14 protein-coding genes and 2 pseudogenes are annotated in these 21,183 nt (G+C 65.8%); 10 read left to right on the top strand and 6 right to left on the bottom strand.

Annotated elements, in window-relative coordinates:
* Positions 1-7: 7 nt before the first annotated feature.
* Complete coding sequence (locus QTI24_RS30250) at positions 8-526, bottom strand: DUF6622 family protein (protein WP_503011331.1); 519 nt, start codon at positions 524-526, stop codon at positions 8-10.
* A gap of 38 nt (positions 527-564) precedes the next feature.
* Positions 565-978 (bottom strand): DUF2306 domain-containing protein, encoded by a 414-nt coding sequence (locus QTI24_RS30245; protein ID WP_286605523.1) that lies wholly within the window; start codon positions 976-978, stop codon positions 565-567.
* 216 nt (positions 979-1,194) lie between these two features.
* On the opposite strand from QTI24_RS30245, the gene QTI24_RS30240 reads away from it, so the two are divergent.
* From QTI24_RS30240 to QTI24_RS30215, 6 genes and pseudogenes are all read left to right on the top strand, one after another.
* Positions 1,195-2,463, top strand: a complete 1,269-nt coding sequence (locus tag QTI24_RS30240) for an efflux RND transporter periplasmic adaptor subunit (protein ID WP_286605522.1) — start codon at positions 1,195-1,197, stop codon at positions 2,461-2,463.
* Between the two features lie 10 nt (positions 2,464-2,473).
* Complete coding sequence (locus tag QTI24_RS30235) at positions 2,474-5,587, top strand: efflux RND transporter permease subunit (protein WP_286605521.1); 3,114 nt, start codon at positions 2,474-2,476, stop codon at positions 5,585-5,587.
* Positions 5,584-8,841 carry an efflux RND transporter permease subunit gene (locus tag QTI24_RS30230; RefSeq protein ID WP_286605519.1) on the top strand — a complete coding sequence of 1,086 codons (3,258 nt, stop codon included), beginning with the start codon at positions 5,584-5,586 and terminating at the stop codon, positions 8,839-8,841. Before QTI24_RS30235 ends, QTI24_RS30230 begins: the two co-directional genes overlap by 4 nt.
* Before the next feature lie 26 nt (positions 8,842-8,867).
* Positions 8,868-10,346 carry an efflux transporter outer membrane subunit gene (locus QTI24_RS30225; protein ID WP_286605517.1) on the top strand — a complete coding sequence of 493 codons (1,479 nt, stop codon included), beginning with the start codon at positions 8,868-8,870 and terminating at the stop codon, positions 10,344-10,346.
* Between the two features lie 87 nt (positions 10,347-10,433).
* A pseudogene (locus tag QTI24_RS30220) lies at positions 10,434-10,607 on the top strand (amino acid ABC transporter substrate-binding protein); the annotation flags it as partial.
* Positions 10,608-10,616: 9 nt separating this feature from the next.
* Positions 10,617-11,255 carry an aspartate/glutamate racemase family protein gene (locus QTI24_RS30215; RefSeq protein WP_286605515.1) on the top strand — a complete coding sequence of 213 codons (639 nt, stop codon included), beginning with the start codon at positions 10,617-10,619 and terminating at the stop codon, positions 11,253-11,255.
* A gap of 1 nt (position 11,256) precedes the next feature.
* On the opposite strand, the pseudogene trhA reads toward QTI24_RS30215, so the two are convergent.
* Positions 11,257-11,924 (bottom strand): annotated as a pseudogene (gene trhA / locus QTI24_RS30210) (PAQR family membrane homeostasis protein TrhA).
* Between the two features lie 186 nt (positions 11,925-12,110).
* Here trhA and QTI24_RS30205 point away from each other — a divergent pair.
* Together QTI24_RS30205 and QTI24_RS30200 are read left to right on the top strand one after the other, a co-directional pair.
* Entirely contained in the window at positions 12,111-12,794 is a 684-nt protein-coding gene (locus QTI24_RS30205; protein ID WP_286605513.1) for a GNAT family N-acetyltransferase, read from the top strand.
* Between the two features lie 81 nt (positions 12,795-12,875).
* The gene (locus QTI24_RS30200; RefSeq protein ID WP_286605511.1) at positions 12,876-13,700 is read left to right on the top strand and encodes an undecaprenyl-diphosphate phosphatase; all 825 of its coding nucleotides are present in this window, start codon (positions 12,876-12,878) and stop codon (positions 13,698-13,700) included.
* A 125-nt stretch (positions 13,701-13,825) separates the two neighbouring features.
* On the opposite strand, the gene QTI24_RS30195 is transcribed toward QTI24_RS30200, so the two are convergent.
* The 3 genes from QTI24_RS30195 to mutS all read right to left on the bottom strand — a co-directional run bounded on the left by QTI24_RS30195 (position 13,826) and on the right by mutS (position 18,236).
* Entirely contained in the window at positions 13,826-14,632 is an 807-nt protein-coding gene (locus QTI24_RS30195; RefSeq protein ID WP_286605509.1) for an alpha/beta fold hydrolase, read from the bottom strand.
* A gap of 146 nt (positions 14,633-14,778) precedes the next feature.
* On the bottom strand, positions 14,779-15,618 hold the full coding sequence (locus QTI24_RS30190; protein WP_286605508.1) for a proteasome-type protease: 840 nt from the start codon (positions 15,616-15,618) through the stop codon (positions 14,779-14,781).
* Between the two features lie 26 nt (positions 15,619-15,644).
* On the bottom strand, positions 15,645-18,236 hold the full coding sequence (mutS, locus tag QTI24_RS30185; RefSeq protein ID WP_286605505.1) for a DNA mismatch repair protein MutS: 2,592 nt from the start codon (positions 18,234-18,236) through the stop codon (positions 15,645-15,647).
* Between the two features lie 237 nt (positions 18,237-18,473).
* Here mutS and QTI24_RS30180 point away from each other — a divergent pair, with 237 nt between their 5' ends.
* On the top strand, positions 18,474-19,754 hold the full coding sequence (locus QTI24_RS30180; RefSeq protein ID WP_286605567.1) for a tyrosine-type recombinase/integrase: 1,281 nt from the start codon (positions 18,474-18,476) through the stop codon (positions 19,752-19,754).
* A gap of 292 nt (positions 19,755-20,046) precedes the next feature.
* Positions 20,047-20,565, top strand: a complete 519-nt coding sequence (locus QTI24_RS30175) for a hypothetical protein (protein ID WP_286605503.1) — start codon at positions 20,047-20,049, stop codon at positions 20,563-20,565.
* The last annotated feature ends 618 nt before the right edge of the window (positions 20,566-21,183 follow it).

The raw sequence follows: 21,183 nt of genomic DNA, 5'->3' as shown, positions 1-21,183 counted from the left end.
TCGGATGTCAGACGGCGAGCGTGGCACGGTCGGCTTGAATCGCAAGGCGCCACAGCCGGATTGCACGACCCATGAAGATACCGGTGAAGACGCCATAAAGCGTGCTGATTCCGACCGCGAACGACACCTGGTGCGCGAGTTCCGGATGCATCGCGAGCAGCACGCCCACGACGTATTTGGTGAAGAAGATACCCATCATCAGCAGCATCGGGACCGCGCTGCCGGCGACGTGAAATTGGCGCGCTGCCGCGTCGTAGCGCGTGCTGTCCGGCAACGCGCGCTGCATCACGAAGCCGAGCAGTGCGAAGGCCGTGACGGCCCAGGCCAGCAATGCCATCGGCGAGTCGCCGAAGGCGGAGGCGACGCCGTAGACCGAAAGCCCCGTCATCACGATGGGCATCAGCGTCACCCGCACGAGGCTCACGCTGCCGGCCAGCAGTTGCCTGGCGCCGAGCCAGAGCAAGGTGGCGAAGAGCGCGAACACCCACTTGGGCGTGTGAAAGAGGATCTGGGTCAGCATGAGCATGGTGGTTCTCCGTGCGGGATTAAGACGAATGAGAGAAATCAGACAAGGCCCAGCCACTGGCGCCAGAGCATCTGGCCGAGATAGCGGCTGGGCAACAGCGTGAAGGCGCCGGCCACGATGCAGGCGCTGATGTAGGTCGCCTGCATCGAGATGCGATGGCTGCGGATGTCGCCCTTGGCAAGCTTCCAGAAGGCTCGCGTCAGCCCGAAGAAGACCACCGGCACCAGCAGATGGACGGGCGTGTAGCCCCCGATGTTCGGCAGCTTGAAGTCACGGATGAAGAGGGCCGACACCGCGGTCATGACCATCAGCGTGACCCACGCGTAGCCGAGCGCGCGGTGAAGCCTGGGGTGCTGGGTGCGGCCGCGTCGGGCCCAGAGGACGACGGGTCCGAGGACGAGGGCGCTCACGGCAGCGGTGAGGTGGACGGCGATGATCGGGGACATTTGCACGGCGGGCTCCTGGATCGATGGGCGGACTGTGCCGATCGCTCCCGATGCCCGCCACGCCCATGCGACGAACTGCCTCGAAGCGGCGCCAGTGGCATTCCGCTGTCGCCAGATGCAGGAGGCAATGCCGGCTTTACCGAGGCTTTACGGTTGGAAGGGGCTGGGCGCTACGATTCGGCGCTCCACTAGTAGCCTGCTGCTCCTTTGCCCAACTCACCGATGTCGTCTCCCATCCCCGAGCCCACCTCTACCGTCCATCCCGCCCCCCGGGCTCCCTCGCGCCGGCGCCGCTGGCTGGGCAGCTTGCTGGCGCTGCTGGTGGTAGGCGGGCTGGCGTGGGGTGCCTGGTATCTGATCAAGCGTTCCGGCGAGCCGACCGGCGGCCGCGGCGCCTTCGGTGGTGCGAGTTCCACGGTCGGCCATGCTGCCGCACGCCGGGCCGAACTGCCGATCGTCATCGACGCCCTGGGCACGGTGACGCCGCTGGCGACCATCACGCTGCGCCCGCAGGTCGGCGGCGTGCTGACCGAGGTGCTTTATACGGAAGGCCAATCCGTGACCAAGGGCCAGCTGCTGGCGCGCATCGACCCGCGTCCCTACGAGCAGGCGCTGATGCAGGCCCAGGGCACCCGCGTGCGCGACGAGGCGTCGCTCGAGGCGGCACGTGTCACGCTGGCGCGCTACCGCACGCTTCTGACCCAGGACTCGATTGCCCGGCAGGATGTCGATACGCAAGCCGCGCTGGTCAAGCAACTCGAAGGCACCGTGATCACCGACCGCGCCGCCGAGGCCGCCGCCAAGCTGAACCTCGACTACACGCGCATCACCGCGCCCGTGACCGGCCGCATCGGCCTGCGCACGGTCGACCCCGGCAACATCGTGACCGCCAACGCGACCACCGGGATTGCCGTCATCACGCAGATGAACCCCATCGACGTGCAGTTCGCCGTGCCTCAGGACCGCGTGCCTGACATCCAGGCGCAGCTTGCCAAAGGCGAGCCCCTCTCCGTCAAGGCGCTCGACCGCGTGCGCTCCGCGACGCTGGACACCGGTGTCTTCTCCACGCTCGACAACGTCGTCGACACCAGCACCGGCACCGTGCGGGCCAAGGCCCGCTTCGCGAACGCCGGCACGCCGCTGTTCCCGAACCAGTTCGTCAATGTGCAGATGACCTTGCGCACGGTCGACGCGATCGTGGTGCCGGTGACGGCGGTGCGTACCGGTCCCAACGGCAACTTCGTGTATGTCGTCAATGAAGACCGCACGGTGTCGATGCGCACGGTGAAGCGCGGCGAGTCCACGGTCGACGTGGTCGCGATCGTCGACGGCCTGAAGGTCGGAGAGGACGTCGTGACCGAAGGCGGCGACCGCCTGAAGGACGGCGCCCGCGTGCTGCTGCAAGGCGACAACCCCGCTGCGCAGCGCCCGGCGAACGGCCCGCGCACGGCGCGCGGCGAAGGCAGCAGACGCCAGCGTCCTCCACAGTGAGGGTGAGCGCATGAGCCCGTCGAAGCCATTCATCGAGCGGCCCGTCGCGACGGCGCTGCTCATGCTCGCGATCGTGCTCGCGGGCCTGGTCGGATTCCGCTTCCTGCCGCTGGCGGCGTTGCCGCAGGTCGACTACCCGACCATCCAGGTGCAGACGCTCTACCCCGGCGCGAGCCCGGAGGTGATGAGCCGCACCGTGACCGCGCCGCTGGAGCGCCAGTTCGGCCAGATGGCCGGACTCGACCGCATGAGTTCGACCAGCGCGACCGGCGTGTCGATCGTCACGCTGCAGTTCGCGCTCGACCAGACGCTCGACGTCGCCGAGCAGCAGGTGCAAGCCGCCATCAACGCGGGTGGCTCGCTGCTGCCGGCCGACCTGCCGGCGCCGCCCGTCTACGCCAAGGTCAATCCCGCGGATGCGCCCATCCTCACGCTGGCTGTGAGTTCCGAAACCATGCCGCTCACCGAGGTGCAGAACCTCGTGAATACGCGGCTCGCGCAGAAGATCAGCCAGGTTGGTGGCGTCGGTCTGGTGTCGCTCTCGGGCGGCCAGCGGCCGGCGGTGCGCATCCAGGCCAACACCAACGCGCTGGCGTCGGTCGGCATCGGGCTCGACACCTTGCGCACCGCGATCGCCGCGGCCAACGCCAACAGCGCCAAGGGCAGCTTCGACGGACCGAAGCGCGCGTACACCATCAACGCCAACGACCAGCTCGTGACGGCGGCCGACTACAAGAACCTCATCGTCGCGTGGAAGAACGGCGCCCCCGTACGCATGACCGACGTGGCGCGCGTCATCGACGGTGCGGAGAACACGCAGCTCGGCGCCTGGGCAGCCGTGCATTCGAGTGCGAAGACCGGCGAGCAGGACGGCAAGCTGTACCCGGCGATCATTCTCAACGTGCAGCGCCAACCCGGCGCCAACGTGATCGGCACGGTCGACGCCATCAAGAAGCAGCTGCCCGAACTGGAGGCATCGCTGCCCGGCTCGCTGAAGGTCGAGGTGCTGAGCGACCGCACGACCGGCATCCGCGCATCGGTCAGCCACGTGCAGCTCGAACTGGCGCTCGCCGTGGTGCTGGTCGTGCTGGTGATCTTCTTCTTCCTGCACAGCGTGCGCGCGACCATCATCGCCAGCATCGCGGTGCCCATCTCGCTGATCGGCACCTTCGGGCTGATGTATCTGCTGGGCTACAGCCTCAACAACCTGAGCCTGATGGCGCTGACCATCGCGACCGGCTTCGTGGTGGACGACGCGATCGTGATGATCGAGAACATCGCCCGCTACCTGGAGAAGGGCGAGCCGCCATTCCAGGCTGCGCTCAAGGGCGCGACGCAGATCGGCTTCACCATCATTTCCCTGACGGTCTCGCTGATCGCGGTGCTGATTCCGCTGCTGTTCATGGGCGACGTGGTGGGGCGGCTTTTCCGCGAGTTCGCGGTCACGCTGGCGATCACCATCCTGATCTCCGCGGTGGTCTCGCTCACGCTGGTGCCGATGATGTCCGCGCGCTGGCTCAAGCCGGAGGCGGAAGAGGGCGGCCGCTTCGGGGCGAGCGTGCAACGCTTCTTCGACCGTGTGATCGCGCGCTATGACATCTGGCTGCAGTGGGTGTTCCGTCACCAGTCGCTGACGATGGTGGTGGCGTTGCTGACGCTGGCGCTGACCGTGCTGCTGTACGTCTTCATTCCCAAGGGGCTGTTTCCGACGCAGGATACGGGGCAGCTCAAGGCGCGGATCGAGGCGGCGCAGGAAGTGTCGTACGCGCGCATGGCCGAGTTGCAGCAATCCGCAGCCAACGCGATCCTCGCCGACCCGGATGTGCAGAGCCTGAGTTCGGTGGTCGGTGTGGATGCAGCGAACAACACGGCGTTGAACACGGGCAGCATGCTCATCAACCTGCGCCGCGATCACGATACGCAGAGTGAAGTGATGCAGCGGCTGCGCGAACGCGTGCGCAGCAACGTGGCCGGCGTGACGCTCTATCTCCAGCCGACACAGGACTTGACGATCGATGCCGAGACCGGGCCGACGGAGTTCCGCGTGTCGCTCGAAGGTGTCGATACCGCGACGGTGAACACTTGGGCGCGCAAGCTCGTCGAGCGTCTGCGTAGCGTGCCGCAGGTGCGCAATCCGACGACGGATGCCGGCGCCCAAGGCTTGGCTGCCTATGTGGATATCGACCGCAACACGGCGTCGCGCCTGTCGGTGACAGCCAGTTCGGTGGACGACGTGCTCTATAGCGCGTTCGGCCAGCGCATCGTCTCGACGATCTTCACCGAGACCAATCAGTACCGCGTGATTCTGGAAGCGCAGCGCGAGGCGCTGGCTTCGCCGGAGGGGTTGGGCAATCTTCAGTTGCGCACGGGTGCGGGCACGGCGACACCGCTGTCTTCGCTGGCGACGGTGCGGGAGCAGTTCGCGCCCTTGCAGGTGACGCGGGTGGCGCAGTACCCGGCGGCGACGGTGGGCTTCGATACGGCACCGGATGTGGCGCTAGGCAAGTCGGTCGCGGCGATCCGTGCGGCGGCGAAGGACATTGCCATGCCGGCGAGCGTGAGCATGACGTTCCTCGGTGCCGCAGGGGCCTACGAGAAGTCGCTGACCAACCAGCTGTGGCTGATTCTGGCGGCGGTGGTGTGCGTGTACATCGTGCTGGGGGTGCTGTACGAGAGCTACATCCACCCGCTGACGATTCTTTCCACGCTGCCTTCGGCAGGTGTGGGTGCGTTGCTGGCCTTGATGGTGACGGGCAATGACCTGGGGGTGATCGGAATCATCGGGATCATCCTGCTGATCGGCATCGTGAAGAAGAACGCGATCATGATGATCGACTTCGCGATCGACGCCGAACGCAACCAGGGGAAGGCGCCGCTGGAGGCGATTCACCAGGCGGCGTTGCTGCGGTTCCGGCCCATCTTGATGACCACGCTGGCCGCCTTGTTTGCCGCGCTGCCTCTGATGTTCGGGTGGGGCGAGGGCGCTGAGCTGCGGCGTCCTCTTGGGTTGGCGATCTTTGGTGGGCTCGTCGTGAGCCAGGTGTTGACGCTGTTCACCACGCCCGTGATCTATCTGGCGTTCGATCGGATGGGGCAGAGGTTTGGACGGAGGGCGACTGCTTGAACCTTTCCAAGCCTTTTGTCGAGCGCCCCATCGCCACGGTATTGCTGACCATCGGCATTGCCCTGGCCGGCATCGTCGCGTTCTTCGTGCTGCCGGTTTCGCCGCTCCCGCAAGTCGACTTCCCGACCATCTCCGTACAGGCCAGCCTTGCCGGTGCAAGCCCGAGCACGATGGCTTCGAGCGTCGCGACGCCTCTGGAGCGCAGACTGGGCATCATTCCCGGCGTCAATGAACTGACGTCGACGAGTTCCAACGGCTCCGCTCGTGTCACGCTCCAGTTCGACCTGAGCCGCAACATCGACAGCGCGGCACGTGAGGTGCAGGCCGCCATCAACGCCGCTCGTGTCGATCTGCCCGCCACGCTGCGCAGCAATCCGACCTACCGCAAGCGCAATCCCACGGCGGCGCCGGTCATCATCCTGGCGCTGACCTCCAAGACTCGCACGCCCGGCCAGATCTACGAAGCGGTGTCGAACATCGTGAGCCAGCGGCTGTCGCAGGTCGAGGGTGTGGGCGAGGTCGAGATCGGCGGCGGATCACTGCCTGCGGTGCGCGTCGAGCTGGAGCCGTTCGCGCTCAACAAGCTGGGCATCAGCACCGAGGATGTGCGCGCGGCCATTCAGGCCAACAACGCCAACCGGCCGAAGGGCGCGATCGAAAGCGCCGATCGCAAACTGCAGATCTATACGCCGGCGCCGGGGCGTCGTGCTGCTGACTACCGCGACCTCGTCATTGCGTGGCGCAACGATGCCGCAGTGCGCCTGGGCGATGTGGCGCGAGTCATCGACAGTGTGGAGAACACTCGCACGTTGGGTCTCTTCAATGGCGAGCCCTCGGTCGTGGTGCTCGTCACGCAATCGCCGGGGGCCAACATCATCGAGACCGTGGACGGCGTGCGCAAGCTGCTGCCCGAGCTGCGCGAGCAACTGCCGCAGGACATCGACATCCAGGTCGCCTCCGACCGCACCAACTCGATCCGTGCCTCGCTGCGAGAGATCGAGTTCACGCTGATGATCTCCGTGGTGCTCGTCGTGCTGGTGGTCGGATTGTTCCTGCGCAAGGCCCGCGCCACCATCGTGCCGGCCGTGGCGACGATCGTCTCGCTGCTCGGCACCTTCGGCGTGATGCACCTGCTGGGCTACAGCCTCAACAACCTGAGCCTGATGGCGCTCACGGTCGCCACCGGCTTCGTGGTGGATGACGCGATCGTCGTGCTCGAGAACACGACTCGCCACGTCGAGGCCGGCATGAACCGCGTCGAGGCGGCACTGCGCGGCGCGCGGGAGGTCGGCTTCACGGTGCTGTCGATCAGCCTATCGCTGGTGGCGGTGTTCATCCCGCTGCTGTTCATGGGCGGGCAGGTGGGGCGGCTGTTCCGCGAATTCGCTGTCACGCTGTCGGCCGCGGTGCTGATTTCGCTCGTGATCTCGCTCACCACCACGCCGATGCTGTGCGCCATGCTGCTGCGAAGCGAGGCGGAAGAGGGCGGCAAGAAGCCCGGACGCGTGCGCGGCTGGTTCATCCGGCAGTCGGAGCGCGCATGGGACGGCACGCTGCGTGTGTATGCCCACAGCCTCGACTGGGCGCTGGCGAGCAAGGGCGTCGTGATCGTCGTGCTGCTGGCGGTGATCGGGCTCAATGTTTATCTCTTCAACGCGATTCCCAAGGGCTACTTCCCCCAGCAGGACAATGGTCAGCTCAACGCCGGCCTGCGCGCCGACCAGAGCATCTCGTCGGCGGCCGTGGCCGAGAAGCTCCGGCAGGCGGTGGACATCATCCGCAAGGACCCGGCCGTCGACACGGTGGTGGGCTTCTCGGGTGGCGGGCGTGCGGGCGGCGGCTTCATGTTCGTCAACCTCAAGCCGGTGTCCGAACGCAATGTGAAGACGCAGGCCGTCATCGACCGCCTGCGTCCGCAGCTCAACCAGCTCTCGGGGCTGCGCGTGTTCCTGAGTCCGGTGCAGGACCTTCGCATGGGCGGGCGCTCGAGCAATTCCAGCTACCAGTACACGCTCAAGAGCGACAACCTCGCCGACCTGCGTGCGTGGTCGACCAAGCTGGCCGACCGGCTGCGCCAGGAAACCGCGCTGACCGACGTGGACAGCGACGACGCCGACAACGGCGTCGAGACCTTCGTCGAGGTCGATCGCAATGCCGCGGCGCGGCTCGGCGTGACATCGGCCGCAGTGGACAACGCGCTCTACAACGCCTACGGGCAGCGCTCGGTGGCGACCATCTACGACGAGCTCAACCAGTACTCGGTGATCATGGAGTGGTCGCCACGCTTCCAGCGCTCGCCGAACGCACTCAGGGACCTGTACGTGCCCTCGACCCTGAACACGACGACCACCACGAGCGGCGAGTCGATCACGTCCTCGGTCGAACTCAACAAGGACGCGACCACAGGCACGTCGACCACGACCTCCGCCAATCCGGGGTCGCGCACGTCATCCGCCGGCCAGCAGATCGCCACCGACACGACGCTCATGGTGCCGCTGTCGGCCTTCGCGAAGTTCACCGAGCGCGCGGTACCGACCTCCATCGACCACCAGGACACCGAGCTCGCGAGTACCGTCTCCTTCAGCCTGGCCGATGGCGTGAGCCTGTCGGATGCCAAGCGCATCGTCGCGCAGGCCGAGGCCGACATCGCCATGCCGGTCAACGTGCGCGGCAGCTTCCAGGGCACGGCGCTGGCGGCGCAACAGTCGCAGGGGCAGCAGTGGTTCCTGATCATCGCGGCGCTGATCGTGATCTACATCGTGCTGGGCGTGCTCTACGAGAGCCTCATCCACCCGATCACCGTCCTGACCACGCTGCCTTCGGCCGGCGTGGGCGCGGTGCTGGCGCTGCTGCTGTTTCGCATGGAGTTCTCGATCATCGCGTTGATCGGCGTGTTCCTGCTGATCGGCATCGTCAAGAAGAACGCCATCCTGATCATCGACTTCGCGCTGGAGGCCGAGCGCTCGCGCGGACTGACCGCCGTGGAGGCGGTGCGCGAGGCCTGCCTGCTGCGCTTCCGTCCGATCCTGATGACCACGCTGGCCGCTGCGCTCGGTGCGTTGCCGCTCGCCATCGGCTTCGGCCTCGGCGCGGAGCTGCGCCAGCCGCTGGGCGTGGCGATCATCGGCGGACTGATCGCGAGCCAGTTGCTGACGCTGCTGACCACGCCGGTCGTCTACGTGCTGCTCGACAAGCTGCGCCGGCGTCCCGCCAACGAGAAATTCCTGGGCCGCGCGGCCGACGCCTCCGCATGAAGGCCCGCGACAGAGCATCCGACACCATGACCGCAACGAATCGACTTTTTCCCCGCCGCCGTGCAGGCGGTCTCGAGCGCACTGCCCTGGTCTTGGCATTGGCTGCGGCGCTGGCAGGCTGCGCCATCGGCCCTGCCTATGTCCAGCCCGAGACCACGGCGCCGGCCGCATGGAAATCCGCACCCGCTGCCGAGGGCTGGCTCCCCGCGGCGCCCGCCGACGCGCTGGACCGTGGCGAGTGGTGGACGCTCTTCGGCGATCCGGTGCTGAACGAGCTTGCGGCGCGTGTGCAGGTGTCCAACCAGAACATCGCGGTGGCTGTCGCCAACTACTCGCAGGCGCAGGCGCTGGTGCGCGGGCAGCGCGCGGCGCTGTTCCCCACCGTCTCGGCCGACGGCAGCGCGCGCCGGGCTGGCGCCCGCAACACTTCGCCAACCAACGCCATGACCGCTTCGCTCAACGCCGACTGGGCGCCGGACGTGTGGGGCCGGCTGCGCAAGGCCGTGGACAGTGCGCAGGCCGGCGCTCAGGCGAGCGAAGCCGATCTCGCCCTGGCACGGCTGTCCACCGTGGGCAGCCTTGCGAGCAGCTATTTCTCGCTGCGCGAGGCAGATGCCGAACTGCGCATCCTGAGGGAAACGCTCGAAGGCTACAAGCGCAGCCTGGAGATCACACGCAACCGCTACGCTGCAAGCATTGCGGCGCAGAGCGATGTGCTGCAGGCGGAGACCCTGTACGTCAACACGCAGGCCGACGCCCTCGAGACCCAGCGGAACCGCGATACGCTGGAACATGCGATTGCCGTCTTGGTCGGCGCCGCGCCTGCGGACTTCTCCTTGCCGGTGGCCGAGTGGAATCCCGTCGTGCCCGGCATTCCGGCCGGCGTGCCCTCGACCCTGCTGCAGCGCCGGCCCGACATCGCCGCTGCCGAGCGTGACGTGGCTGCGGCCAATGCACAGATCGGCATCGCGCGCGCGGCGTACTACCCCAGCTTCACGCTGAACGGGGGCATCAGCAGTGCGTCGAGCCGCGTCGGCGATCTGTTCAATGCATCGAACACGCTCTGGTCTCTGGGGCTGTCCGTCGCGCAGGTCGTGTTCGACGCGGGAGCCATCGGCGCCAGCGTGGACGCGGCCAAGGCAGGTCATGAGGCGTCCGTGGCGCGCTACCGCCAGACGGTATTGACCGCCTTCCAGAATGTCGAAGACCAACTCACTGCGGGCGCCAGCCTCGCCGAGCAGGAAGGTCTGCGCCGGCAGGCATCGGCCGCCGCGGACCGAACGGAGCAGCAGTTCGTCAACCGCTACCGCGCGGGCACCATCGACTACACGAGCGTCGTGGTGGCGCAGGTCTCGGCGCTCAACGCGCGGCGCAACCTGCTGCAGTTGCAGGTCAACCGCCAGAACGCGGCCGTGGGACTGATCCAGTCGCTGGGCGGCGGCTGGGAGGCCGAGTGGATGGCGCCGGGCACGAAGCAGCCGCCCGTGGCGCGCGCCGGCTCCTGAGTCGTCAGCCGCCGCGCAGGCGGGGCGGCCTGGAGGTAAGCGCCCGACTCGAACAACTGCGCTTCGGCCTGGTCGATGCGCGAGGCCAAGGCGCTGAGGGGCCGCGTGGTCGGCGGGATGATGAAATCGGGCGAAATGGAAAAGCTGTACAACCGCTGGTTCATGTCGCCGATTCCTCCGCCGAAGAACATCAACATCAACTACCCGCTCAACGCCGAGACGAAGGACGCGTTCGCCAATCCGTCGTCGAAGGAGATCTGAGCCTCTCCCATGACCCGCATTGCCCTGATCCACGCGCTGACCCATTCGGTCGCTCCCATCAACGAGGCGCTCGAACGCGACTGGCCCGCGGCCACGCGCATGAACCTGATCGACGACAGCCTGAGCGCCGATCTCGCGCGCGGCGGGCGTGGACTGGATGAGGCGATGCACGAGCGCTTCCAGCGGCTGGCGCAGTACGCGGTCGACACCGGTGCACAGGGCATCCTCTTCACCTGCTCGGCCTTCGGGCCATGCATCGAGGCGGTGGCGCGGCGGCATGCGGGCATTCCAGTGCTGAAGCCCAATGAGGCCATGGTGGCGGAGGCTGCGGCCGGTGCCGGCAAGCTTGGGCTTCTCGCGACCTTCGGGCCGACGTTGGAGTCGATGCCGCCTGAGTTTCCGCCGAGCGTGGAACTCGAACTCGCGCTCGCCGAAGGTGCACTCGACGCGCTGAACGCCGGAGACGCCCAGCGGCACGATGAATTGATCGTCGCGCAGGCCCGTTCGCTCCGCGACCGTGGCTGCACGCGCATCGCCCTGGCGCAATTCAGCATGGCGCGGGCGCGGAAGGCCTGTGAGGCTGCGACGGGCCTGCCGGTACTGACCACGGTCGACAGCGCCGTGCGCGCCCTGCGCGAGCGCGTTTGACTCAGCCCTGCGCGTACCAGAGCGCAGCGAAGAAATGGCAGGCGCTGCCGCCAAGCACGAACAGATGCCAGGCGAAATGCGCGAAGCGCACTTTGGAGTCCAGCAGAAAGACCACAGCACCTGCCGTGTAGAGCAGGCCACCGGCGACGAGCCAGGTGAGCCCTGCCGCAGACATGCGCTCATACAGCGGGACGGCCGCGATCACGACCATCCATCCCATGGCCACGTACAGGCCGGTGGACCACAGCGGATGCCGAAGCCGGTTGAACAGCTTGGCGGCGACCCCCAGTGCAGCTGCGGACCACACGCCGCCGAACAGCATCCATCCCCAGGGCCCGCGCAGCACTCCCAGCAGAAAAGGGATGTAGCTGCCGGCGATGAACAGATAGATCGCTGCGTGGTCGAGCTGGTTGAACCAGGCCTTGGCCCTTCCCGTTGGCAACGCGTGGTACAGGGGTACAGGGCGATCATCGTGCCGGCGAAAAGACTGGCGCCGACCACCGCCGCCGCTCCGTCCTGGGAAGCGCTGTACACCAGAATGGGCAGCGACGCGATGGCGAGCATCAGCCCTGCGCCGTGGCTCAGCGCGTTGGCCAGTTCTTCCATGCCCGTCTGTTCGCGAGCCGTGGTGGTGGGCAGCAGATTGACAGGTGCCGCGGACGGCTGCATACGTTGACTGTTCATGGGAAGAAGCACTCGTGACGGTGAGAGGCGACCGTACCCGAAAGCGATGGCACAGTGGTGGCGAACGCGCAGGGCCGGAGAAATCCCCCGACAACTCGGATGCTTCTCCGGTCGAAAGATCTCCCCGTCGGGCCTGTAGCATGAGCGTCCGTCCACAGCACCCGCGCTCCGATGAAGGATCTCCTCGACAACATCGCCTGGCACACCCTTGCCGGCCCGCATTCGAAATACGCCATCGGCGATGGCCATGCCCGCCGGTACGCGCCGGGCTTCTCGCCGATCGTCGGGTTCGAGAACGTCCAGAGTCCCGATTTCGACGCACTCGCTCGCTATTGCGAGCCGGGCGATCGCTTCTATTGCATGGACTGGTCGGGTGACGCGCCGGATGGCTGGCAGATCGAACTGGATTCGACCATGTTCAGGATGGTGTGGGACGGCCCCATGCCCGAGGTCGAGGCTGAGGAGTGGGGCGACGCCGTCCCACTGCGGCCGGAGCATGCGGCGCAGGCCGTCGAGCTGGCCGCGCTGACACGGCCTGGACCCTTCGGGCCGAGGACACCCGAGCTCGGCGAGTATTTCGGCTGCTTCGAAGGGGATCGCCTGATCGCCATGGCCGGCGAACGCATGAGCGCGGGTTCGCTGCGCGAGATCAGCGGCGTGTGCACGCACCCCGACTCCCAGGGGCGAGGGCTTGCGCGCCGCCTGGTCGCGAAACTGATTCGCCGCCAGTTGCAGCGCGGCGAAACGCCGTTCCTCCATGTCATGCGAGACAACGAGAGCGCCCACCGTCTCTATGGCCGGATGGGTTTTCGTGACCACTGCGAGGCCATCGTGCGTGTGATCTCGCAGCGCTGAGCCTCACCCAGCCCGATCTGCCGCCTGAACGGATCCTGACCGCCGCCATCGCGATAATCGACGCTCTTTCAAGGAGCGTGTGTGGATATCGTTTTGCTGGTCAAGGCCGCCATCATGGGCATCGTCGAGGGTCTGACGGAATTCCTACCCATCTCATCGACAGGCCATCTGATCCTCGCGGGCTCGCTGCTCGGCTTCGACGACGACAAGGCCAAGGTGTTCGACATTGCGATCCAGACTGGTGCGATCTTCGCGGTCATCCTGGTCTATTGGCAGAAGATCCATTCCACCATCGTCGCGCTGCCGCGCCAGCCCAAGGCGCGGCGTTTCGCGCTCAACGTGCTGATCGGCTTCCTGCCGGCTGTCGTGCTGGGGCTGCTGTTCGGCAAGATGATCAAGGCGCACTTGTTCACGCCGGTGGTGGTGGCCAGCACCTTCATCATCGGCGGCTTCATCATCCTGTGGGCCGAGAAGCGGCCACCCGGTTCGGTGCGCGTCGAGCACGTCGACGACATGACGCCGTGGGATGCGCTCAAGGTCGGCATCGTGCAATGCTTCGCGATGATCCCCGGCACCAGCCGCAGCGGCGCGACCATCATCGGCGGCATGCTGCTGGGGCTGTCGCGCAAGGCGGCGACCGACTTCTCGTTTTTCCTCGCAATTCCGACGCTGATCGGCGCAGGGGCCTACAGCCTCTACAAGGAGCGCGCGCTGCTGTCGGTGGCCGACATTCCGCTGTTCGCGGTCGGGCTGGTGTTCTCGTTCGTCAGCGCGTGGTTATGCGTGCGCTGGCTGCTGCGCTACATCAGCACGCACGACTTCATCCCCTTCGCGTGGTATCGCATCGCCTTCGGCATCGTGGTGCTGGCGACTGCGTGGAGTGGCGCTGTCGTCTGGAAGGATTGACGCTCGCCCCCAGGCTTGCTCACTTCGTGTAGCTGCCCACCCCCTGTCGGGGGCCATACCCGTGGCCCGGCGGAGCCGGTTCCACGGTATTCCTGGAAGGGGATCGGGACGGTCGTTGGTTTTTTTTAGGCGAGCAAGTTGCGCAATGAGGCCTCCACCGCAGCGGCCGTCGCGATCGGCTTTTCCATCGGGAACAGGTGCGTGCCGTCGAGCATCATGATGCGGCCCTTGGTGACCTGCTGCGTCATCGTCATGCCGACCCGCCGCATCTCGACGGACTGGCGCCCGCCGATGAAGGCGACGGGGCACTTGAGCGGGTGGGCGCGCAGCAGCGAGCTCAGGTTGTGGGGGAGCGTGTCGTAGATCGCCGTTTCCACATCGCGATCGAAGCTCAGCGCCCGTGCGTCGTCGACATCGAAAGTGCCGTGCTCGATGTAGTCGCGCAGCACGCGCTCGTCCCATTTCGCGAAAGCCTTCTTGCTGCGAAAGTGCTCGAAGACCGCCTCGCGGTGCTCCCAGAGGTTCTTGCGCCTGCGGCTGATCATGCCGGGTGAGACGCTCTTCATCAGCGGCGTGCGCTTCATGAGGTTGATGGTGCCGGCGCGCCAGCCTCCGATGATCGGCGAATCGATCAGCACCACGCCCCTGGCGAGCGTCGGATGGCGCGCGGCGCACATCAGGCTCAGGAATCCACCGAGCGAATGACCGATGAGGAACACCGGCGCGCCGGCCTGCTTGGCGCGTTCGTTCGCGAAGTCCGCGAGCTGCTGTACGAGATGCGGCCAGTTGTCGGTCACAGGATACTTTGGATCGTGGCCGAATTTCTCGATCGCATCGATCTCGAAGCCGCGATTGCGCAGGCTGTCGAGCATCACGCGGTAGGTGCTCGCGGGAAAGCTGTTGCCGTGGGAAAAGATGACGGGAGGGAGCATGGGAATGCGCGATTTGAACAAGCCGGCCAGCGAAGCGATGCCCGTTCGCAAAACCCCGCGGAACCGGCTTGGCCGGGCCGCCGGGGTTGCCCCCGGCAGGGGGTGGGCGGCCACACGAAGTGGGCGAGCCTGGGGGCGAGTTCTATCTAGATCAGCTTTTCGTCTGGAGTGGAAATCTTGCGCAGCGGGCTGTGCCGCGTGGCAGGCATCTTGAGCGGGTGCTCGGTGAAGGCGTCGTCCCAGACCGGATCCTCGATGCTGTCGAACACCTCGCGCAGCTTCTGTCCCCAGCTGTTGTGCATCATGCGGTAGTAGGGGTTGTCGGCGTCGATGCAGACCACCTTGTCGGTCTGCAGGCGGTTGGCCTCGTAGACCACCAGGTCCAGCGGCAGGCCGACCGACAGGTTCGACTTCATCGTCGAATCCATCGAGACCAGCGCGCACTTGGCGGCTTCGTCGAGCGGGGTGTCTGGCGTCAGCACGCGGTCGAGCACGGGCTTGCCATATTTCGATTCGCCGACCTGGAAGTAGGGTGTCTCGCTGGTCGCCTCGATGAAATTACCGGCGGCGTAGACAAGGAAGAGGCGCATGCCTTCGCCCTTGACCTGGCCGCCGAAGACGAAGGAGACGTTGAAATCCAGCCCGGCGTGCTTGAGCGCCTCGGCGTCGCGGTCGTACACGTGGCGCACGGCCGAGCCGAGCACGCGGGCGGCGTCGAACATGCTCTTGGCGTTCCAGATCGTGATCGGCGGGCCGTCCTCGCCGTCTTCCCGTACCTCGCGAAGTTCCTCGATCTGGAGGATTTCGCGCACCGACTGCGAAATGCTCAGGTTCCCCGCCGACAGCAGCACCATGACGCGGTCGCCCGGCTGCTCGTAGACGATCATCTTGCGGAAGGTGCTGATGTGATCCACGCCCGCATTGGTGCGTGAATCGGAGAGAAACACCAGTCCGGCGTTGAGTTTGATGCCGACGCAGTAAGTCATGAGTTCTTCTTGCACGAATCGGACCATCAGCCCTGGTCGCGCAGTTGGAGTTTCTTCAGTGAGTAGAGCGCTTCCAATGCCTCGCGCGGGCTCATCGCGTCGGGGTCGAGCGCGGTCAGCGCGGATTCTACGGCGCTGGCCATTGGTGCCTCGGCAACCGGCGGCGGTGCGAAGAGGTCGACCTGCGCGCGGGTCTGCGTCTGCTGGGCCTCCAGCGCTTCCAGCGCCTGGCGAGCATGGTTGACCACGGCGGCCGGCATGCCGGCGAGCCGCGCGACCTGAATCCCGTAGCTCTTGCTGGCCGGGCCGGGCTGCATTTCGTGCAGGAACACGATGTCGCGCCCCGCTTCGGTGGCGCTCACGTGCATGTTGACCGCGCCGTGGTGCGTGGCCGGAAACTCGGTGAGTTCGAAATAGTGCGTCGCGAAGAGCGTGAAGGCGCGCGTGCGGTCGTGGAGCTGCGCGGCGATGCCGGCGGCCAGTGCGAGGCCATCGAAGGTGCTCGTGCCGCGGCCGATCTCGTCCATCAGCACCAGCGAATGGGCGGTGGCGCCGTGCAGGATCTGTGCTGCCTCGGTCATCTCCAGCATGAAGGTCGATTGCGCATTGGCCAGGTCGTCCGCCGCGCCGATGCGCGTGTGGATCGCGTCGATGGGCCCGAGCCGGCAGGATTCCGCCGGAACGTGCGAGCCGATCGAGGCCAGCAGCACGATGATCGCGACCTGCCGCATGTAGGTCGACTTGCCGCCCATGTTGGGGCCGGTGATGACCTGCATCCGTTGCTGCGGACCGAGGCGGGTGTCGTTGGCAATGAACGCGCCCGATGATTTTTCGGCGAGGCGGGCTTCGACCACCGGATGGCGGCCCTTGTCGATCTCGATGCACGGATGCGCCACAAAACGCGGCGCGCGCCAGTGCAGGGTATGCGAGCGTTCGGCGAGGGCGCACAGCGCGTCGAGCGTCGCCAGCGCGCCGGCCAGCCGAGTCAGCGACGCGACGAAGGGCTGCAGGGCGTCGAGCAGTTGCTCGTAGAGCCATTTCTCGCGCGCCAGGGCGCGGTCCTGCGCCGATAACGCCTTGTCCTCGAAGGCCTTGAGTTCGGGCGTGATGAAGCGCTCGGCGTTCTTCAGCGTCTGGCGGCGGCGGTAGTTGTCGGGCACCTTGGTAAGCGCGCTTTGCGTGACCTCGATGTAGAAGCCATGCACGCGGTTGAATTGCACGCGCAGATTCGCGATACCGGTGCGTTCGCGCTCGCTGGCTTCGAGCTGCAGCAGGAAATCGTCGCAGTTCTCGCTGATGGCGCGCAGCTCGTCGAGTTCGGCGTCATGGCCTGTGGCGATGACACCGCCGTCGCGCACCAATGCGGCGGGTTCCGGGCTGATCGCGGCCAGCAGCAGTTCGACGCAGCCGGCGGGCGGCGCGAGCTGGTTGGCGATCTGCGCCGGGAGCGATGCCGAGGTGGGCAGGGCGGGCGACAGGTGTTCCGCCTTGGCGAGCGCGAGCCGGAGCGCCACCAGTTCGCGCGGGCGCACTTGCCGCAGCGCGATGCGCGCCGCAATGCGCTCGACGTCACTGGTGTTCTTGAGTTGTTCCCGCAAGCTGCGCCAGGCCGCGGAGGTGCCACCCGGCACTGCGGCCTGGAGTGCATCGATGGCTTCGAGCCGGGCCTGCGCATCGCCGCGATCGCGGCGCGGTGCCAGCAGCCAGCGCTTGAGCAGCCGGCTGCCCATGCCGGTCATGCAGGTGTCGAGCAGGGAGAACAGCGTCGGCGATTCCTCGCCGCGCAGGGTCTGCACCAGTTCGAGGTTGCGCCGCGTGGTCGGAGGCAACTCGATCAGGTCGCCATCGCGTTCGACCGACAGCCGTTGGACGTGCGACAGCGCGCGGCCCTGGGTGTGTTCCGCATAGCCCAGCAGAGCCGCGGCGGCGGCATGCGCGTTGGTCAGCGATTCGGCGCTCCAGGCCGCCAGGTTGTTGCTGCCCATCTGTTCGCAGAGCTTGCGTTCGCCCAGGCCGCCGTCGAATTGCCAGGCTGGTCGCAGCGACAGGGTGAATGGTGTGGCGCTGCGGGCGGCTTTCAGGCGTTGCTCGAAGGCAGGTGTCACCTCGGCGCTGTAGAGCAGTTCGCTGGGCGCGATGCGGGCGATCCAGGCTTCGAGTGCATCGGCCGGACATTCCGCCAGCCGGAGTTCGGCCCCGGTGACGCTGAGCCAAGCGAGCCCGCAGAAGTTGCGCGTACCTGCGTGCACGGAGAGCAGCAGTGATTCGCTCTTGTCATTGAGCAGCTCGGCGTCGGTCAGCGTGCCGGGCGTGACCACGCGAACCACCTTGCGCTCGACCGGCCCCTTGCTTGCGCCGACCTCGCCGACCTGCTCGCAGATCGCGACGGATTCGCCGAGTTTGATCAGCCGGCCGAGGTACGTGTCGACAGCGTGGAACGGCACGCCGCACATGGTCACGGGCTGTCCGGCCGACTGGCCGCGCTGGGTCAGGGTGATGTCGAGCAGGCGCGCAGCCTTTTCAGCATCCGCGTAAAAGAGTTCGTAGAAATCGCCCATCCGGTAGAAGAGCAGAGTGTCCGGATGGTTGGCCTTGAGACCCAGGTACTGGGCCATCATGGGCGTGTGCCCTGAAAAGTCGGGCTTCGTAACTGCTTGATTCACAACGGATTTTGATGGAAGGCCGTTGATTTGATTGACTTTTTCTCGCTCGATCGTTTCAGAGTTCAACTTATCGTCACTTATCAAAACTTGGCTAAACTCGCGCCGCTAGCGTAGGTTTTGGCCCTCTTGATCTTGAAAGTTACGCCGGACGGCGGAACGGGTCATCAGGAAACCTACGCCGACCGGGACTTCATGCACTTTGACGCGCGCGCTGCGAAGCAGCTGCAGCCCGACCAGCACATTATGGTTGACGGCTGTCCCGGCCTTCGCCTGGAGGCGACTGCCACCACGAAGACATGGACCTACCGCTACAAGTCGCCGGTCGACGGGCGCATGCGGCAGAAGGCGATCGGTCGCTGGCCTGCAATGTCCTTCGGCAAGGCGGTCTCGGAATGGGAGACGTTGAAGCTAAGCCGCGATGCTGGCAACGATCCGTCGCTGGCTCAGAAGGCCGACCGCGCCGTGGAGATTGCCGCAGCGAAGGAAAAGCGAGTGGGGGCGTACACCGTGCGGCGCCTGGTCGAGGACTATCTCGCGGGGCACATCGACGTCAATCGCAAGGCCAAGGGCGCGGCCGAGGTCAGGCGGATGATGGATCGCAACCTGGGCCCCGTTGCCCAATTGACGGCCGCGACCCTGAAGCGCTCCGAAGCGTTCGACTTCCTCGAGGCACTTTCTTCGACTCCCGTCCAGGCAGCAAGCATCAAACAGGAACTCGGCGCGGCATGGGACTACGCCCTCGACGCCGGTCGGCTGCCTGAGGAGTCTCCAAACTGGTGGCGGCTGATCATGCGCGGCAAGCTCCGCAGCAAGGGCAAGGAGCTACTCGGTGAGAAGGCCGGCGCAGTCAAGCGCGTGCTCAGCGACGCCGAGGCCGGCGAACTGATCCGCTGGTTGCCCAACTTCACGCAGCTCGCGGACGATGCGCTGACTCTCTACCTGTGGACGTGCACGCGCGGGGCGGAGATCATGGCCATGGAGGCCGGCGAAATCACTGACGAACCCACTGGCCTTTGGTGGACGGTGCCGAAGCTCAAGACGAAGAATGCGCGTCACGAGCACGCGACGGATCTCCGGGTACCACTCGTCGGCCGCGCTGAGGTGGTCGTGCGTCGCCGGCTTGCAGCGACCCCGAAGGGCTACCTGTTCCCGTCGAGGGGAAGGTTTGGGCATGTCGAGCAGAAAACTATCGGGGTCGCGGTCCACTATCACATGCCCTATGCCAAGACTCACCCAGAGCTGGAGCGGACACGCCTGCCGGTGACCAAATGGGCGCCGCATGATCTTCGACGAACAGGCCGAACGCTGCTCGCGGCGCTCGGATGCCCCGGTGAAGTCGGCGAGGCGATCCTTGGGCACGTGCAGCCTGGTATCCAGGGCGTGTACAACCGGCACGCCTACGACAAGGAGCGGCGGGTGTGGCTCAAGAAACTGGATGCCAGGCTCGAAAGCCTAGCCGCCGGAACTAGGTAAGGCAGAGTTCGGCCGAGGCTGTGTGAGAACTTCGTTGACTCACGTTTTTGAGGGTCCTTGACCCCTTTGAGCATTCGAGAAAACGCTGTCTGAGCCCGTCTGAGAGGTCGACTTTCGGAATGACGTCGACCGCATCGCGTTTTCACACAGCCTCGGCCACAACCGGACCTTTCTGAACGCCCTGCAGCGTTGGCGGCCTCGCCGAGAAACAGAGGCATGCTGTTCTCTATTGACGGGCTTCAGCCGGCCAAGAGGCGCTATCCTGAGGCCTTCTTCCTTTTCCGAGATTCCTTTGGAAGCCATTCAAGAACAACACGAACGAGCGGTCGGTGAAAGCCTCATCGCGTGGTTGAACGAACGAGACGGAACGAGTTATTCGTTTCTATGTCGAGGCGATGAGGCTCCTGACCTCATCTATGGGTTCGACGGCCGGACACTCGGGATTGAGGTCGTCGGCGCGTACTACGACAAAGAGGACTCAAAGATGCAATGGCAAGGAGCTCGCCGTCATCCGGAGGCCCCTAAGAGGTGGTCCGGCATCAACTTCGATGACCGTTTGCTGGGGTCCATCGAGAAGCGCATTGCGGCAAAGTGCGCGAAAAATTACGGGTCGGACGTCATCCTCCTGGTGGCCGTTCGCCCTGCGCTCACGGCAATTCCCGATATGGAGGCGCTTCTACGGCGGCTCGATCTGCCAAACAACATTCCTTTCACCGCGGTCTATGTCGGCGGTGATTTCCCCACCAGTTCGTACGCGCAAGGAGGCTACAAGGCATGGCAAGTGCATCCGGCGCGAACCCCTCCGGACTGAAAACGGCGAGGAGCGGAAGTTCGCGTTGGATGCACGGCCTTGGGTCAGAATCGCGGCAACAACACGCGAGGGAATTTGATGAAGCTTGCTGCCGCTCTTTGTACCGCCGCGTTCCCTCTTAGCGGGTGCACCACCCTTCCCAACCAAAGATGTTGACACATCCAAGGCCCAACCCGATTGCGTGCGGCAATGCACCGGCCACTATTCTGGTTGCGTGTCCGCTGTGCGCGAACGTGTGGTGTACCAAGCGTGTCACGACGCCTATCAGGTGGGCGTCAACGCTTGCCCCGCCAAGTAGGAGACCTCTCTCGCTGCGACGGCGACGCCCAAGCGCTGCATCCGGCCACAAGCGGTCCCCCAGCTTTACCACCGCAGCCTTGGAGAATCAACTGGAGCCTCTACATGACCCGCGTTGAAGCCGTCGCTCAACTAAAGGCCGTCTGGGCAATTTTGAACGCGGACTTGGATGCCGCATTGGCCTACGGACGACAGGCTGACACACCGTACGTTGATGTCCCAGCAAGTGGTGTAAGTCTTCCTTCACTCGCTGCGCGGCAAGGCGCGTAGGGCGTAGCCCGAAGCGGCTTGCCGCGCAGCGACCGCTCTCTTCGGGGGGGG

Origin of the sequence: Variovorax sp. J22P240 (assembly GCF_030316855.1) — a bacterium.
Classification (GTDB): domain Bacteria; phylum Pseudomonadota; class Gammaproteobacteria; order Burkholderiales; family Burkholderiaceae_C; genus Variovorax.
Note: the sequence above shows the minus strand (reverse complement) of the source record. Positions and strands in the feature narration are given on the sequence as shown.